The following is a 16,024-nucleotide window of genomic DNA, read 5'->3' on the forward strand; positions in this document are numbered from 1 at the left end:
GAATTATGCAAGATTATGCAAAGCTAACAACTAATAAAAATCAATTAGGGGGGGGGCAGCAGCAAAGTAGCAGCCCCAAGCTAGAATCCAGCCTAGAATCCAGCCTAGAATCCACTTTTGATTCTGCCCTAGATCCACTTTCACCCCCCACTAAGCTAGCAGACCAAGCAGCCCTAAGCCCTAAAAAGCAAAACCCCTATGCCAACTCCACTTGCACCACCAACACGCCCCCCAACACGCTAAAAAATCAATTCAAAAACGCCCTAGAAGACAAAAATATCTCCAATCTAGCCTTTCTTATGGGCTATTTTCGCGCAAGTGGCTTTATCCATTTGCACAATCTCATTATGGATTCTGGGGGCTATGGGCGATTTAGCTCTATCCGCTTGCTTGTGGGGCTTAATGTCGATGCGCTTGTGTTTGAGCTAGAGCAAACAAATGCCGATATAACGCGCCTAAATAACGCCAACAAAGCCAAATTCACCCAAGCCTTTATCAAAGCCCAGCAAAAATCCATACAAAAAGAGTCCTATGACAAGCAAGTGCAAGACTCTATCCAAGCCCTACAACACGCCCTAGAATCCAAGCAACTAGAAATCCGTATCGTGCGAGAGAAAAACGCCCACGCCAAATTCTACCTCTTCTACTCCCAAGCCCAAAGCCACACCGATTCAAGCAAGCCACACTTCCAAGGCTCGCTGATTGTAGGCAGCAGCAATCTTAGCCACAATGGCTTAGAAAACAACTATGAGTTTAATATTCTCTCAAAAAACAGCGACAACCTAGCCTTTAGCCACTTTGAGTTTGAGAGTCTATGGGGCAGTGCGATTCCGCTGGATTCTAGCGATATAGAGAGAGCAAAAAGGGGGACTTATTTAGAGAAAATCCTAAGCCCCAAAGAGATGTATCATAAGCTTTTGCTTTGCCACTTTGGCGAAGTATTTTTACACACAGACTCCAGCATACAAGCCCTAATCGCTAGCGCGAACTACACACCATACAATTACCAAATCCACGCCGTGCAAGAGGGCATAGACAAATTAGAGCGATATAATGGCTTTTTCCTAAGCGATGTGGTAGGACTTGGCAAAACGCTCATCGCCTGTGTCATTGCCAAAAAGCTCCAGCTAGATAGCAAAATCACGGGCAAGATCCTCATCTGTGCGCCAAAAGCCGTGCAGAAATCTTGGAAAAAGCATAAAAACGACTTTAAGATACTTGCAGAGATCACCACACACGATAGCCTACACAAGCTAGAAGACAAAGAGAGCTTTGAGCTTATCATCATTGATGAGAGCCACAACTTCCGCAATCAAGATGCCAACCGCTACAAAGAGCTGCAAAATCTCTGCCAATTCCCCTACACACGCACCCTGCCAAGCGGGCAGACCATCTCCACACGCAAAAGAGTAATCCTCCTATCCGCCACCCCGCAAAACAACTCCCCCACAGATTTAGAAACGCAAATCCACCTTTTCCGCAATAAGCGCGATACCACCATTGTAGAAAACCAAAGCCTAGAGCGATTTTTCAAAAAAATCAATGATGATTACGCCACGCTTAATGCAAAGCGCAAAGAGCTTAACAGGAAGAAAAATGAAGACCTAGCCAATGGCTTACCCCCTTCTACCACAGCAGCAGAGATTGAAAACACAAAAGCCCTGCAAAAGCTAGGCGACACCCTACGCGAAAAGCTGCTAGCAAAGATTATGATCCGCCGCACCAGAGCAGATATACAAAGCAGCTATACTAAAGACAAAAATAAGCAAGGCTTGATATTCCCCGAGATTCTATCGCCAAGCGATTTGACCTACGACCTAGACTCTATCTCGCATAATCTCGCCACACAAACGCTACTTTTCCTAGCAGGCGAGCTAAATAGCATAGCCAAGCAATTTATAGGGGAGAAAAACGGCTACACCTACGCGCGCTACCGCATATACCCCAATCTCACCGAGCAGGGCAAGCAGAAGTTCCGCGCTGCCTATGGTGCTAAAAAAGATGATCGATTCTATAAAGACCAAGCCGCCCAGCTTGCGATATTTATGCAAAAGATTCTATTCAAACGCTTTGACTCTAGTATAAAAGCTTTCAAAGACACTTTAAAGAAGCAAATCCACTCTTATGAGCAAATGCTTAGCCAATTTCAAACAGATACAATCTATCTCCCCAAGCATAATGACAATAGAGAGCGGCTATACAGACTGCTAGATGAAGATAACGACCAAGCCTTAGAAGAGCTTTTAGAGCAAGGTAAGCTTCTAGCCCTGCACCCAAGCGACTTTCAAAAAGACTATGAAGAAAAGCTCACAACAGATGAAAAAAATCTCAAAACCCTGCTTAAAAAATGGGAGCAAATCACCCAAGACCCCAAGCTTGATACGCTTAAAGACTTTTTATACTCCAAAGAGCCAGACCAAAAGATTGTGATCTTCACAGAAGCAAAATCAAGCAGCGAGTATCTCTATAGCCAGCTAGAGTCCCTCCCGCACTTACAAGGCAAACTCCTCCATATCCACAGCGACAACCGCGATGAGCTAGAATCTAGCATACGAGCAAACTTTGATGCCAACTACCCCAAAGACAAGCAGCAAAATGACAAGCGCGTAATCATCACCACCGATGTCCTAGCAGAGGGCGTAAATCTCCATAGAGCCAATATCATCATAAATTATGATACCCCCTACAATTCCACGCGCCTTATGCAGCGCATAGGACGCATAAACCGCATAGGCACACCCCATAAGCAAATCCATATTTACAATTTCAAGCCCACGCACTTTAATGATCTCATTATTAACATCAACGCAATCGCCAGCCAAAAGATCCAAAGCTTCCACTACACTTTGGGCGAGGATTCTGCGATTTATGATGAGAGTGAAGAGTTTGATAGCAAAAAGCTCTTTAAAATCGTGCGAGCCAAAGAGGAAAAACCAAGCAAAGATATAGAGTATCAAAACGACTTGCGCGATCTCTACTACAACAACAAAGCAGAGTTTGCTCGTATCAAAGCCCTCCCTAGCAAGTCGCGCTGCTTTATCCAGCTAGATTCTAGCTCCACAAGCGCGCAAAGCTACGCCTACTTGAAAAAAGCTGTGAAAAACTTCGCCCCCTACCATATCCAAAAATCCCAAGACCTCTTAGAAGAAGCAGCCCCCAAGCCCTGCTTGTTTTATGAGCTAGCTGATTTTCTCAAAGCCCACATAGAGCATAAGCCCTACAAGCCAAGCGATGATGAGCTAGCCCTGCACCACGCCCACACACAAGCCGCGCTAGATCACTACACCAAGCCAAGCTCGCCTACTTTGCCCTTTGCTAGCTCCCCAATTAGCCCTAGCAGTCCAAACCTAAGCCCCCAAGAGCAAAAAGCCCTATTCAAGCTTCGCCATATAAATGAGCTAGATTCTACGCTAAAGGCTAATCTTATCACCGCGGTGCAAAAAGGCTCTCATCACAGCCTAGCCAAAGACATAAACAACGCCAAAAGCCTAGAAGACATTAAAGCCTTAGCCCACAACTACGGACTCACAATCCAAGCCCAAAACGATGAGCCAAAAGATGAGCCACTAGAATCCACAGAGCTTGCAAAGCCAGATATTGAGCTAAGTATTTCTGCTTTCACAAAGGCGAAGCAATGAGAGCCCTAGAATCCACTTTTTTACACAATGCCGAAAAATCACAAAGCGTAACTTCTTTAGAAAAAGTGGATTGCCACGCGGACAAGTCCGCTCGCAATGACAGAAAAAACGCAGAGGCTGAAAATGTGTTTGATAGCAACTAGCAGGGCGAAAACGCCCAAAACGCGTTTGATAGCCAAGTCGCAGGCGGCAGGATTTGCCGATGATTTTGGTGGCTTTCAAGGCGGGGGCGAAGGGATTTACCTAAGCGGTAATGAGCAAGCCCCCGCCGCAGAATCCGCCAAAAGCGCGGCAAAACAAGCGAAGCGGTGCGAGCGAAGCGAAGCAGGTTTCTTTAGAAAGCCAACGCCCAAACCAAACAAAGCCAAATCCCAGAAAACCAACCAAAGGAGCAAACAATGACAACCCCCCTACAAACCTTCACCACCTCCCCCTACACCCTAGAGCATTTCAAAGACTTTATCCAGCAAGCTTTCCCACAAGCCCAGCTGCTAGACTCCCCCACCACGCCCTACAAAGAAGGGCATATTATCCACGCCTACACCCCAATCTGCGATGAAATAGAGCTAGAATCTAGCCATATCCTGCAAGTCTATGCCTTTGAGACAAGCTCCACTCGTGCCAAAGTTACCCTACACCAAGAGCTAGCCAAAATCGCCAAAGACAATGCCTCCCATATCCTAGCGTGCTTTTATGACCCAAGCGATACAAAAGAGTTCCGCCTAAGCCTTATCACCACAGGCTTTGACTTTGAGGCTAATAAATCCACCCATAGCAACCTCCGCCGCCAAAGCTTCACTCTAGGAGACTCTATCCCCACCCACACCGCACAAAAGCAGCTAAAAGATCTCATAGACTCCAAAGCCAAAAGCAAAGACACCCTAGAAGAAGTCTTTTCCCTAGAGCCCGTAACAAAAGAGTTTTATGCGGAGTATAAAAAGCTCTATGACAGCCTATGCCAAACTCTCAACGCCTCTCCAGCCGTCATAAACGCGCTAAATGGCTACCAAGGCGCAAGCGGCGAGCAAGCCACCTCCGCCTTTGTCAAAAAGCTCTTAGGGCGCATTATCTTTCTGTATTTTTTACAGAAAAAGGGCTGGCTAGGCGTGGAGCAAGGCAAGCAGTGGGGCAGTGGCGATAAGCACTTTTTCCGCACGCTTTTTGCTCGCGCTAAGAAGCAGGGGCAGAGCTTTTATGCCAAGCTTCTCTGCCCGCTCTTTTTTGAGAGTCTAAACACCAAGCGACAAGGCGACTATAGCCAAGAGCTAGGCTGCAAGATCCCCTTCCTAAATGGCGGACTCTTTGAAGAAGCAAAGCTACCCGCCACGGAACACCACAGCTTTGATAGACATATCGCCATAGAGCAAGCCCTAGACAACACCCAATTTGAAGCGATTTTTGAGCTTTTTGACCGCTACCACTTCACCATAGAAGAATCCACCCCCGATAATGTCGAAATCTCCATCGACCCAGAAATGCTAGGCAAAGTCTTTGAAAACCTAATCGACTACAACAAAGACACAGGCGCATTCTACACGCGGCGACCTATCGTGCATTTTATGTGTAAAAACGCCCTGACTCGCTACTTGCAGATCCAGCTCCTAGGCAGCATAGCCCAAGCAGATCTAAGCGATTCTAGCGCGAAAGTGGATTCTAGGAAAACCGCCCAATGCCCAGAATCCACTTTTGATAAAACCGCTCAAAATGCAAGCGACTCGCACGACATAAAAGTAGAAAATGTGTTTGATAACCACGCCGCAGACTCCCGCAAAAGCGCGGCAAAGCCAACGCCAGAAATCAGCCAAGCAATCCATAATCTCATTTTCCACCAAGACCCAAGCCACCTACCCCAAACCACACAATCCCAAATCCTATCCCTCCTCCAAGAATGCACAATCCTAGACAACGCCATAGGCTCGGGGGCTTTCCCTATGGGGCTTTTGCTAGAGATTTTAGAAGCTATCCACGCGCTTTGCCCAGAGCTCAAAGAAGAGCAGCTAGCCGCCCACAAACGCCAAATAATCGCCAATCAAATCTATGGCGTAGATATTGATGCTGATGCCATAGAGATAGCTAAGCTTAGATTTTGGCTCTCCATTGCCGTTGATGAGTCTAGCCCTAGCCCTCTGCCAAACTTAGACTTCAAGCTTATGCAGGGCAACTCCCTGCTAGAATCCATCTGTGGTATCCCTGTGCTGCCTAGGCTTGCTAGCCACCTAGAGCAGCCTCAAACACTTTTAGATACCAATGAGCAGCTTAAGCGCGACTATGGCAAGCCACAGGAGCGCACCTTGCTAGACTCTACCGCCGCGCAAAAGCTTGAAGCTATATTCCTAGACTACTACGAGTCCCACACCCCCAAGCAAAAGCAAGCCCTAAAGCAAGAGATTTTGAGCCTTTTGCGCCAAGCCACCGACAAAGAGATAGCCTATAAGCAAGACCAGATAGACAATCTCCTAAAAAACGCCACGCCAAAGACCATGCAAAAAGCCCAGGCACAAGCCCAAGCCAAATCCCTAGCCCTAGAAGACTTCAAAGCAGAGCTAGACTCTCTCCTGCACGACTATGCGCGCTATGACTTCCACACAGACAAGCTCTTCCTCTATCGCTTTTTCTTCGCTCCTGTGTTTGAGAAAGGCGGCTTTGACATCGTGATCGGTAATCCTCCCTATATCCGCCAAGAGAAAATCCCCCAAAAGCAAGAGATACTACAAGAGTTTGAAGCCCTGCGCCTAGAGCCGCAAGCCCCCATCAAGTTTAGCGACTCAAGTGCTGATATTTTCACCTACTTTTATGCCAAAGGCTTGGAGCTGCTAAAGCCTAGCGGGGTGCTAAGCTTCATCACTAGCAACAAATGGTGCCGCGCCAAATATGGGCAGAATCTACGCGAGCTGCTCCTACCGCGTCTAGATTCTCACTATGACTTAAATGGTATCAAAGCCTTTGAGTCTGCCACTGTGGATACCGCCATAACCACCGTGCTAAAGTCCCAGCCCCAAACTCTAAAGGATCAAGAGCCTAAGGAGGCAAAAGGATCTAAAGAGTCTAAAGCCCCTAGCCACAATCTCTACTTCCTAGCACTTAGTCAAAGTGGCGCGAGCCATCAAGCCCTGCTAAGCAGCAGCCCCTATCTCTCTGCGACCATCCACACCAAGCGCGTAAGCCTGCCTGCAAGCAGCCTAAGCGCAAGCTCCCTTAGCTTTGCAAATCCCGCCGCCCTAGCCCTTAAAGCTAAAATTGAAGCAATCGGCACACCATTAAAAGAATGGGATATTTCTATAAATTATGGAATCAAAACAGGCTATAACGAAGCCTTTATCATAGACTCACACAAACGAGATGAGATTTTAAGCAATTGTGATGATACGCAAGCTTCACTAAAGCCCTATCCACTTAGTCAATATGACCCAAATCTAGCTAGCGACTAGCCGCTCAAAGCCTTGCGTAAGCGATATTTAAGCGTGCTTTTGTGATAATCCCAGCCATAAAAGCACAGCTTAATCCCCCGAAGCATTGCACACCACTTAATTCGGTGCAATCAGGGATTAAGCTGTGCTTTTATGTTTATACTCTTTCCTTGATCTATGAAGAAGCACTATGAAACAGCACTTAGGAAGTCGTATGAAAAAAGTCGCAGTATTTATCGACTGGGAGAATCTGCGCCTAGACATTCACCATATCCAGCGCACGCATATCAATCGCCGCGATATTACTTTCAACTACAACAGCATTAGAGATATTACATTTCTTATCCATTCTTTTATTGACACAAGCGAAGATATTAGCAAAATCTTTTTCTACACGGCATTGCCACTTTCACAAGATGAGATAGATAAAAAAGCCAATTCTCTCCCCCAAGAAATCCAGAGTAAAATCACCGCCTATGCAAGCACTACAAGCGAGAAAATACGCAAAATACACAAGCAAGTAAGTAGTTTTATCAAGCATATTGCCTTTGAAGAGTATTTTGCGGTGCGATTAGGAGAGCTTAAAATCTCTGGTTTTGACCCAAATGGCAGACCCATCATAAGCCAAAAACAAGTCGATATGCTACTAGGGCTTGATATTTCCCATATTGCCTACCAAAAGCTAGCAGACAAAGTCATCATATTTTGTAAAGATACAGACATCACACCTGCACTCAAATGCGCCAGAGTAAATGGGCTAGAAGTCATCATCGCTAGTATAAAAGAGGGCTACAAAGTCGCCGATAAGCTTAGAAAACATAGCGATGTCCTACGAGAAAGAAGCCTAATCACTATCGCAAATAATCTCAAAGGAGTTTCAAATGACTAGCCCAAAGCCCATAATCGACAGAGAAAAAGGTGTCATATACTTAACAGAAAGGCAGCGCACAGAGCAGCTTATAAAGCCTATTTTGCGTGGCAGGGATATTAAGCGGTATAGCTATGAGTGGGCGGGATTGTGGATAATAGGCACTTTCCCAGCTTTAAAATTAAACATTGATGACCATCCAGCACTAAGAAATTATTTAGAATCTTACCGCCCACGCATAGACCAAAGCGGAGAAAAAGGGTGCAGAAAAAAGACTTCAAACAAATGGTTTGAAACGCAAGATAATATTGCGTATTACCAAGAGTTTGAAAAAGAAAAGATTGTGTGGAATCCTGTAAGTGGAGAGTATTTTTTCACCCATATTAAAGAAACAATGTATTTTAACAACTCGCTTTTTATGATGACAGATTCTAGCGACAACGCCCCATCTCCGTCATTGCGAGGGAGCGAAGCGACCGAAGCAATCCATAAAAATAAAGCACAAAAAGCAGATTCTAGTATGGATTGCCACGAAGTCGTGCCGACTTCTCGCAATGACAAATTGCTTTACATTCTAGGGCTTATGAATAGCACTTTGTATAAGTGGCTTATCACGCAAATGACAAATTTAGTAGAAACAGGAAAATACGCTTATGGTGCTAAAGATAAGATAGAGCGACTCCCTATCCCTAAAGTAGATTCTAAGACTGAAGTAGAGTTTATACAAATCGTGCAAGAAATATTAGAAAAGAAAATACTAGAAAAGAAAAAAGTAGATTCTAGTGTAGAAGCTATGGATTGCCACGCGCACCAAGCCGCTCGCAATGACACACAAAAAATGGATTCTAGCCCCAATGCCATTTCTTCGTCATTGCGAGCCGATGAAATCGGCGTGGCAATCCAAGAGCTAGAATCTAAATTAGACAACCTAGTCTATAAGCTCTACAACCTAAGCGATGATGAAATAGAGCTTATAGAATCTATGGGGGGGGTAATCATAGCCCTACTTCTCATATCAGCCATTGATAGTAGGCTTCCTAAGCTCACAAAACTGCTTATAGAAAATTTTGAGAAAGAATTATGCGAAGCCTTTAGATTCTGTGATGAGCTAAAACTCCCAAAAAGAGAGTATCAAGGGAAGATTATATGGGCGGAGCTAGCCAGAAAAGGCAACTCTTTTGTAGTTGATGAAAATGGGCTTTTTACAATGGCTGGCTCTTTTTTATTAACCATAAATGATAAAACACAAGATTGCTACTATCTTTGCTCTGCGTTAAACACACCTATGGCGTTATTTTACTTAGAGCAAGTCTATACCAAGCTAGATGATACAGGCTGGCAGTGGAAAAAAGACCCTTTAGAAAAAATCCCAATCCCCAAAATCACAGAATTTAATAAGCACATAGCAAACGAAATTATAGAGCTTACAAAACAAGTTCATTTACAGAGAGACGAAAGTTTAGAAAAAAGGATAAGGGAGTGTTTTTATGAAATTTATAATTTTGATGATGAAGAAAAAAAATTTTTTGAAACTCATTTTTTAACAAAGGGCGATATATAGGAGAGCAGATTCTGTCATTGCGAGGCGTAGCCGAAGCAATCCACAAAGACAAAGCGGATTCTAGTGTGAAAGTGGATTGCCACGCGAATTTTCAATCCGCTCGCAATGACAAAAAGGAAGTGGATTCTAGTGGATCCTCTTAGGTGCGATATGTATTTTCTATAATTTGCTATATTTCCCAAGTGAAATAAGTAAAGAAGCCAAAAGGAGTGGAGACAATGATAGATTACAGCACTTACAGCGAGAGAAAACTACAAGGCGAGCTAAATGCCACAAGAGCAGCTATCTCAAAACTTCAAAGCCAAAAAGTAAAGCTGGATAAAAAGATAGAAAAAACCACGCAAAAAGAAAATGCTATCAAACAGGCATTGACTCAAAGGCTTATGCCAAATGATGAGACTATCAATGCTTTAAACAATGCCACAAGTATAGGCGTTTTTGATACCTTTGATGAAGCAAAAAAAGCTTTAATGAGCGATGATTGATGAGAAAAATTGACATCAAAAACACCTTTAAAAAAGATTACAGGAAAGTTTTAAAGCAAGGTTGGAGTGAGTGCGATATTGATGAAGTGATTAAGCAACTTGCAGGTGATGATATTTTAGCCCCAGCATTGAGAGACCATCCACTAATGGGCGATTATAAAGACTTTAGAGAATGCCATATCAAAGGCGATTTAGTAATTGTGTATAAGCGAAGTGTAGAGATTCTAAGCCTTTATCGCATAGGGCGACACCAAGATATTTTCAAAGGCTACTAATCAGCACAAAAAGTGGATTCTAGTGGATTGCTTCAGCGTTGCTAATGACAGAAATGCACGAGATGCCGCGCAATCACTACCGCGCTTGCTCGCAATCTTTAGCGATAGTAAGAGCATTAGTCGCTTTATGCTACAATGCGCGGCAGTTTCATTCACTATTTTACATCTCACAAAGGTTGTTTATGCTTCGTTTTGCCCCATCGCCCACAGGCGATATGCACATAGGAAACTTGCGCGCCGCGATTTTTAACTATATCCTTGCCAAGCAGCGTGGCGAGCGGTTTTTGATCCGCATAGAGGATACTGATGTCGCGCGCAATATCGCTGGAAGCGATAAAGAGATCTTGCAGATATTAACGCTCTTTGGGCTATTGTGGGACGATCTGGTCTATCAAAGTGGCAATTTCCCCTATCACAATCAGCTAGCCCAAAAGCTTATCGACAATGGCAGGGCATTTTACTGCTACTGCTCCAAAGACTTCCTAGAATCCAAAAAGCAAGAAGCCATAGCAGCAAAGCGGGCATTCCGCTATGATGATAGCTGGGCGGAGATCGAGAAAGACTCTGGTAAATCCCCTGTGATCCGCCTACGCAAATCCCTAGAGCCGATCACCTACCACGATAGTATCAAGGGCGATTTACACTTCGCGCCAAATGAGCTAGATAGCTTTGTGATTATGCGAGAAGATGGCGTGCCTACCTACAACTTCGCCTGCGCGTGCGATGATATGCTCTATGATATTAGCGCGATTGTGCGCGGCGAGGATCATACAAGCAATACGCCAAAGCAGATTCTAGTCCATAGGGCATTAGGCTATGAAAAGCAGATAGAATACGCGCATTTGCCCATAATCCTAGGCGAGAGTGGCAAAAAGATGAGCAAGCGCGATAGTGCTTCAAGCGTGGCGTGGCTCTTGGAGCAGGGCTTCCTGCCAAGTGCGATTTGCAACTACCTAATCAGTATGGGCAATCACACGCCTTATGAAATCTTTAGCCTAGAAGAAGCGATCGCGTGGTTTAGCCTTGAGAAAATCGCCAAAGCCCCCGTGCGCTTTGACCTAGCGCGGTTGCGCTTTGTCAATCACGCGCATTTATCGCGCCTTAGCGATAGTGATCTAGCACTTTTGCTAGAGAGTAGCGATGAGTCTATGGGCAAGCTAGCTAGAATCTACCTAGAAGAAGCCAGCACACTCAATGAGCTGCGCGATAAGATTAGCCCGATCTTCTCGCCAAAGGACATTAGCACGCTCTATGAGGGGCAGGATTTTTCACAAGAATGCGCCGCTCTAGCGGAAGCGTTGCGCACGATCGCTGTCAATGCCCCGCTAGAGTATGAGAGCTTCAAAGACCAAGCGATGCAAGCAAGTGGGCTAAAGGGCAAGGGCTTTTTCAAAGCCCTTAGGATTTTGCTAACAGGTGCTAGCCACGGACCGGATTTATCCAAGCTCTATGCGATTTTGCGACCATATTTGCGGGAGGTTGTGGTGTGTGCGGGGAGCTAGCTTTGTTTGGTGGGGATTTGGCTTTACTAAAGAAACCTGCTTGCGTGCCCCCGCCTTGCACCGCTTCGCTTGTTTTGCGCGATAAATCGTGGATTCTACGGCGGGGACCTGCTCATTATCACCTAGATAAATCCCTGTGGGCGCGCCTTGAAAGCCCTACCGCAAAGCTTAGAATCCTTAAAGAAAATAATCAGGGCGGTTTTGAAAAATCGCCCTCCTTTTCATTGCGAGAAAATCCGCAAGGATTTTTGTGGCGATCCACAAACCTTATCGCACTCCTAGAATCCACTTTTAGAAATTGCGGACAAAAATACAAAATGGATTCTAAAGAAAATAATGGATTGCCGCGCCTTGCTGTCGCAAGGCTCACAATGACGACAAAAAAGTTTTTTCAAAAGTGGATTCTAGGGAAATGCCAAAAATCCACAAACCTAGAATCCGCGTTTGAAAAAACGCTTTAAAACGCCATAGGATTTTAAGATGTTTGACAAAAAGGCTCAAAGGTTAAGTCGCAAGCGGAAGGATTTTTCTAAAGAAACATCGGCTAACGCCGAGCGGTATCCCTTGTTTTCTAAAGAAACTTCGCTTCGCTCGTTTTCTAAAGAAACTTCGCTTCGCTCGTTTTCTAAAGAAACTTCGCTTCGCTCGTTTTGATAAAAAGGCTGAAAAATGTGCTTTTAAAACGCCACAGGATTCTAGGATTTGGGTGATTAAATCGGGGTTTTTCAAGCCGCGCAAGGAGATAAGACTTGGGCGTCTATCGACGAGGCGCGGCGATGAAATCCACGATTTAAGCCCCAAAGCCGAATCCACTAATAAAAAGGAGATGAAAAAATGGGAATTATCATTACCTCTATCGCCAATATGCTTCATATGCTAATTTGGGCATATATGTGGGTGCTAATTATTGCAGTCTTTCTTAGCTGGGTGCGTCCAGATCCTAGCAACCCTATCGTGCAGGTGCTTTACCGCCTAAGCTATCCGGTGCTGGATTTTGCACGCAGGAAGCTATATTTTCTTGTGTTTAATGGTGTGGATCTCTCGCCTTTAGCAGTGATTATTGGGCTGCAGATTTTGGATCAAGTGATTATGCAAGTGGCGTTTGCCCTAGCTCGCTAGCAAGGAGGGAAAATGCGTTTTATACTATTTGCTTTTTGTCTATGTGCCGCCCTATCTGCCAAGCCCTTGCTCACTCTAAAAGAGCTAGGATCCAAGCCTAAAGGCATTGCAAGGGATTTTTATATCTGGGAATTTATCAGCGATAAAGACACAAGCCTAGAAGAATCGCTTAAAGCGTATGATCTTGTGTATAGAGAGATCCCCAAGCTCAAATCCGCCCTGCAAGCCAAGGGCTACCACCCCAAGATACCCAAGAACATCGCCTGCGCCAAGCTCCCTATCACCGAGCTTGTAAAGCAAGATGAGCAGTGCATAGCCTTTGGGCTAAAGCTCTCCCAAGTCCCTACAATGCCCGCTAGTCAAATCACCACCTTGCAGCAAAAGCTAGCCAAAAGCCCAAATCTCCTTGCAAAAATCCAAATCCTGCGATCTAGCGATATAGCTCAAGCAATGTTTGCCGCAAATGCGCAAGTCTTTGCCGAGATTTTCAACGCCCTAACCTATCAGCAAAAGCTACAAATCTTTGCCAAAAGCCCAGATCCAAAAGCGATCCAAAGACTTGCCAACCAAAACGCCAGCTCCTTTAACCGCGTGTTGCAGCATATCATTTTGGATTCTAGGCTCCTAGCCTTTAAGCAAGCAATCGCCAAAGCAGACATCACCACTTCAGATAGCAACACTTTCTTCCTGCTAGGGATCAATGAGCTACTCAATGACTCCAAGCAGCAAGCACTGCGGTATTTTGAGCGATCAAGAAATGCAGCTATTGATCCGTTTTTCAAAGATAGGGCGATGTTTTGGCAATACCTTGTAAGCGGCAATGTGGCGTTTCTGCACGATTTACAGACAAGTAAATTTGTGGATATTTTTTCTATCTATGCGAATCAAAAGCTAAAAACAAAGCCAAATTACGAGATTGTATCAAGCTTTGATGGGCTAATCCTAAAAAAGCCCCCTATCAATATCAGCGATCCATTTGCGTGGCAAGTAGCAAGAGATAGTATCGGCTCTATCAAGGATATGACACGCTATGAAGAAGAAGTCAATAGATTCTACACGATTGATACCACTCCGCACCTAGCGCATTTCAGCAATCGTATCACTAAATATAGCGTGAATTACTACATTATGCCCTATGTGGATTTGGTGCATTGGCGCGATGATAAGCAAAAGGCGATGAGCCTAGCCATAGCCAAGCAAGAAAGCCACTTTATCCCAGCTCTTGTCTCGCGCTCTTACGCGCTTGGTATGATGCAGATTATGCCCTTTAACTTAGAGCCCTTTGCCAAAAAGCTTGAGATAAAACATAAGGTTACTTTAGAAGATTTGTTTAAGCCAGAGTTTGCCTACACCTTTGGGACGATGTTTTTAGAAGAGCTAAACGATGAGTTTAAGCACCCGCTTTTTGTCGCGTATGCGTATAATGGCGGTCCGGGATTTTGGCGCAGGACATTGGCGAAGGGGCAGCTATTTGTAAAAAATCGCAAATATGAGCCCTGGCTCTCTATGGAGCTAATCGCCAATGAAGAGCCTAGATTCTATGGTATGAAAGTGCTAGCAAACTACATCATCTATCAAGAGCTTTTGGGACATAAAGTGGATATAGAATCCTTGCTAAAACAAACCCTACGCTACTAGGGTGCAATAGATTCTAGCAAAGACTCTAGCCCTAGAATCCACTTTTTCAACTTAGGCGATTCATCTGTCTAGCGATTCAGTCTTGGGCGAGCAATGCGGCAGTGTTGCGTGATTTTAGGGCAGTCATTACCGCTCAAGGTAACTCCTACCCTAAAATCACGCAAAGCTACCACAGCCCCACCGCAATTCTTAGAATCGTTTTACTCTAAAACTAACTTCAATCCTAGAATCCACTTTTCAAACAACGCCCTTTTTCTCTCACTTGCGAGACACTGCGCCAGCAGTGGCGCGGCAATCCATAAGCCAAGCCTAGAATCCACTTTTGAAAAAGTGGATTCTAGGCTTTCTATCGCTAGTATCTCTCTATGGCTACTGCGCTTGGGCGCGTTCTTGTGCCATTTGCTCCACTTCTGCGACAAAGGATTCTAGGAGCTTTTCTTCTGGGAGCTTGCGTAGCACTTCGCCCTCTTTAATGATCATTCCAGATTTATGCCCAAAGGCTATGGCAATATCCGCGTGCTTTGCCTCTCCTAAAGCATTCACCGCACAGCCCATAACGCTTACTTGCAGCGGCGTGGTGATATGGCTTAGTCGCTTCTCCACCTCTTTTACCATACTGACTAGATCTGCTTGTATGCGCCCACAAGTAGGACAGGAGATGATAGTAATGCCCTGCTTCTGCCGCCCGCTATATCGCAAGATCGCGCGCGCTAGGGCGATTTCTTGCTCTAGCTCGCCGGTGATTGAGCAGCGCATCGTATCGCCAATACCCTCCATAAGCAGCCCGCCAAGAGCCATAGAAGACTTAATGGTCGAGTGAAACATCGTCCCCGCTTCGGTAACGCCTAGATGAAAGGGGTATTCCACAAGTGGGCGTAGCATTCTATATGCTGCCATTGTGCGCTCCACATCGCTAGCTTTTAGCGAGATTTTCATATTAGTAAAGCCAAAGTCTTCAAGCAGCTTGATATTGTATAAAGCGGATTCCACCATACCCTTTGGTGTCGCGCCATACTTCTCTTCAAACTGCTTTTCTAAACTACCGCCATTAACCCCTATGCGGATAGGGATATTGCGAGCATTGCACGCATCAGCTACGGCTTTGATCTTGTCTTTAGAGCCGATATTGCCCGGATTTATGCGTATGCAATCCACCGATTCTGCAGCGATGAGCGCGTATTCATAGCGGAAGTGTATGTCAGAGACAAGCGGCAGGGGCGAGATAGAGCGCAAGTCTTTAAGCGCGTGGGCATCTTTGAGATCGCTTACTGCCACACGCACGATGTCCGCTCCAGCCAAAGCCAAGCGATCTAGCTGCTCTTTTGTAGCTTGTATGTCTTTGGTCTTGGTAAATGTCATACTCTGCACAGATATAGGCGCATCGCCACCGATAGCGACATTGCCAACTAGAATCTGCTTTGTTTTATAGCGCGGAGGAAGTGTGCTTGAAGTAGCGGTGTTTGGCTCTAGCATAGTGTATCCTTAAGAGGTTGAAAGATTTGGGGCATTATAGCAGACTTCATAGCGCAAC

15 protein-coding genes and 1 pseudogene are annotated in these 16,024 nt (G+C 45.2%); 14 read left to right on the forward strand and 2 right to left on the reverse strand.

The features are described 5' to 3' along the window. Positions 1-5 precede the first annotated feature (5 nt). The 11 genes and pseudogenes from DX060_RS08705 (at position 6) to DX060_RS08745 (ending at position 12,197) form a co-directional block, all read left to right on the forward strand. A complete protein-coding gene (locus DX060_RS08705; RefSeq protein ID WP_115012083.1) occupies positions 6-3,638 on the forward strand; it encodes a helicase-related protein in 3,633 nt (1,210 codons plus the stop codon). Beyond that, positions 3,635-3,781, forward strand: a complete 147-nt coding sequence (locus tag DX060_RS11495; protein ID WP_181814261.1) for a hypothetical protein — start codon at positions 3,635-3,637, stop codon at positions 3,779-3,781. Before DX060_RS08705 ends, DX060_RS11495 begins: the two co-directional genes overlap by 4 nt. After that, a complete protein-coding gene (locus DX060_RS08710) occupies positions 3,762-4,040 on the forward strand; it encodes a hypothetical protein (RefSeq protein WP_147278819.1) in 279 nt (92 codons plus the stop codon). The genes DX060_RS11495 and DX060_RS08710 overlap by 20 nt, the downstream gene beginning before the upstream one ends. After that, complete coding sequence (locus DX060_RS08715; RefSeq protein WP_115012085.1) at positions 4,037-7,066, forward strand: Eco57I restriction-modification methylase domain-containing protein; 3,030 nt, start codon at positions 4,037-4,039, stop codon at positions 7,064-7,066. The genes DX060_RS08710 and DX060_RS08715 overlap by 4 nt, the downstream gene beginning before the upstream one ends. Before the next feature lie 193 nt (positions 7,067-7,259). Then, positions 7,260-7,934 carry an NYN domain-containing protein gene (locus tag DX060_RS08720; protein ID WP_181814262.1) on the forward strand — a complete coding sequence of 225 codons (675 nt, stop codon included), beginning with the start codon at positions 7,260-7,262 and terminating at the stop codon, positions 7,932-7,934. A 46-nt stretch (positions 7,935-7,980) separates the two neighbouring features. After that, positions 7,981-9,474 (forward strand): annotated as a pseudogene (locus DX060_RS12420) (TaqI-like C-terminal specificity domain-containing protein); the annotation flags it as partial. 17 nt (positions 9,475-9,491) lie between these two features. After that, the gene (locus DX060_RS12150; protein ID WP_258552265.1) at positions 9,492-9,617 is read left to right on the forward strand and encodes a hypothetical protein; all 126 of its coding nucleotides are present in this window, start codon (positions 9,492-9,494) and stop codon (positions 9,615-9,617) included. 75 nt (positions 9,618-9,692) lie between these two features. Continuing rightward, complete coding sequence (locus DX060_RS08730) at positions 9,693-9,959, forward strand: hypothetical protein (protein ID WP_115012088.1); 267 nt, start codon at positions 9,693-9,695, stop codon at positions 9,957-9,959. Next, complete coding sequence (locus tag DX060_RS08735) at positions 9,959-10,234, forward strand: type II toxin-antitoxin system RelE/ParE family toxin (protein WP_115012089.1); 276 nt, start codon at positions 9,959-9,961, stop codon at positions 10,232-10,234. Before DX060_RS08730 ends, DX060_RS08735 begins: the two co-directional genes overlap by 1 nt. Positions 10,235-10,416: 182 nt before the next feature. Beyond that, the gene (gene gltX, locus DX060_RS08740; RefSeq protein WP_115012090.1) at positions 10,417-11,736 is read left to right on the forward strand and encodes a glutamate--tRNA ligase; all 1,320 of its coding nucleotides are present in this window, start codon (positions 10,417-10,419) and stop codon (positions 11,734-11,736) included. Continuing rightward, on the forward strand, positions 11,721-12,197 hold the full coding sequence (locus DX060_RS08745; RefSeq protein ID WP_115012091.1) for a hypothetical protein: 477 nt from the start codon (positions 11,721-11,723) through the stop codon (positions 12,195-12,197). The genes gltX and DX060_RS08745 overlap by 16 nt, the downstream gene beginning before the upstream one ends. 43 nt (positions 12,198-12,240) lie before the next feature. Here DX060_RS08745 and DX060_RS10905 read toward each other — a convergent pair whose 3' ends face one another. After that, the gene (locus tag DX060_RS10905) at positions 12,241-12,609 is read right to left on the reverse strand and encodes a hypothetical protein (protein ID WP_147278820.1); all 369 of its coding nucleotides are present in this window, start codon (positions 12,607-12,609) and stop codon (positions 12,241-12,243) included. Between DX060_RS10905 and DX060_RS08750 the strand changes: the two genes are divergently transcribed. From DX060_RS08750 to DX060_RS10910, 3 genes are all read left to right on the forward strand, one after another. After that, positions 12,571-12,855, forward strand: a complete 285-nt coding sequence (locus tag DX060_RS08750) for a YggT family protein (protein ID WP_115012092.1) — start codon at positions 12,571-12,573, stop codon at positions 12,853-12,855. The two genes, DX060_RS10905 and DX060_RS08750, sit on opposite strands and share 39 nt — an antisense overlap. Positions 12,856-12,867: 12 nt before the next feature. After that, a complete protein-coding gene (locus DX060_RS08755; RefSeq protein ID WP_115012093.1) occupies positions 12,868-14,493 on the forward strand; it encodes a lytic transglycosylase domain-containing protein in 1,626 nt (541 codons plus the stop codon). Between the two features lie 93 nt (positions 14,494-14,586). Beyond that, the gene (locus DX060_RS10910; RefSeq protein ID WP_147278821.1) at positions 14,587-14,922 is read left to right on the forward strand and encodes a hypothetical protein; all 336 of its coding nucleotides are present in this window, start codon (positions 14,587-14,589) and stop codon (positions 14,920-14,922) included. Here DX060_RS10910 and ispG read toward each other — a convergent pair. Next, on the reverse strand, positions 14,863-15,966 hold the full coding sequence (gene ispG / locus DX060_RS08760; protein ID WP_115012094.1) for a flavodoxin-dependent (E)-4-hydroxy-3-methylbut-2-enyl-diphosphate synthase: 1,104 nt from the start codon (positions 15,964-15,966) through the stop codon (positions 14,863-14,865). The two genes, DX060_RS10910 and ispG, sit on opposite strands and share 60 nt — an antisense overlap. Positions 15,967-16,024 lie beyond the last annotated feature (58 nt).

This window comes from Helicobacter canis (assembly GCF_900451095.1).
In the GTDB taxonomy this organism is placed as follows: domain Bacteria; phylum Campylobacterota; class Campylobacteria; order Campylobacterales; family Helicobacteraceae; genus Helicobacter_B; species Helicobacter_B zhangjianzhongii.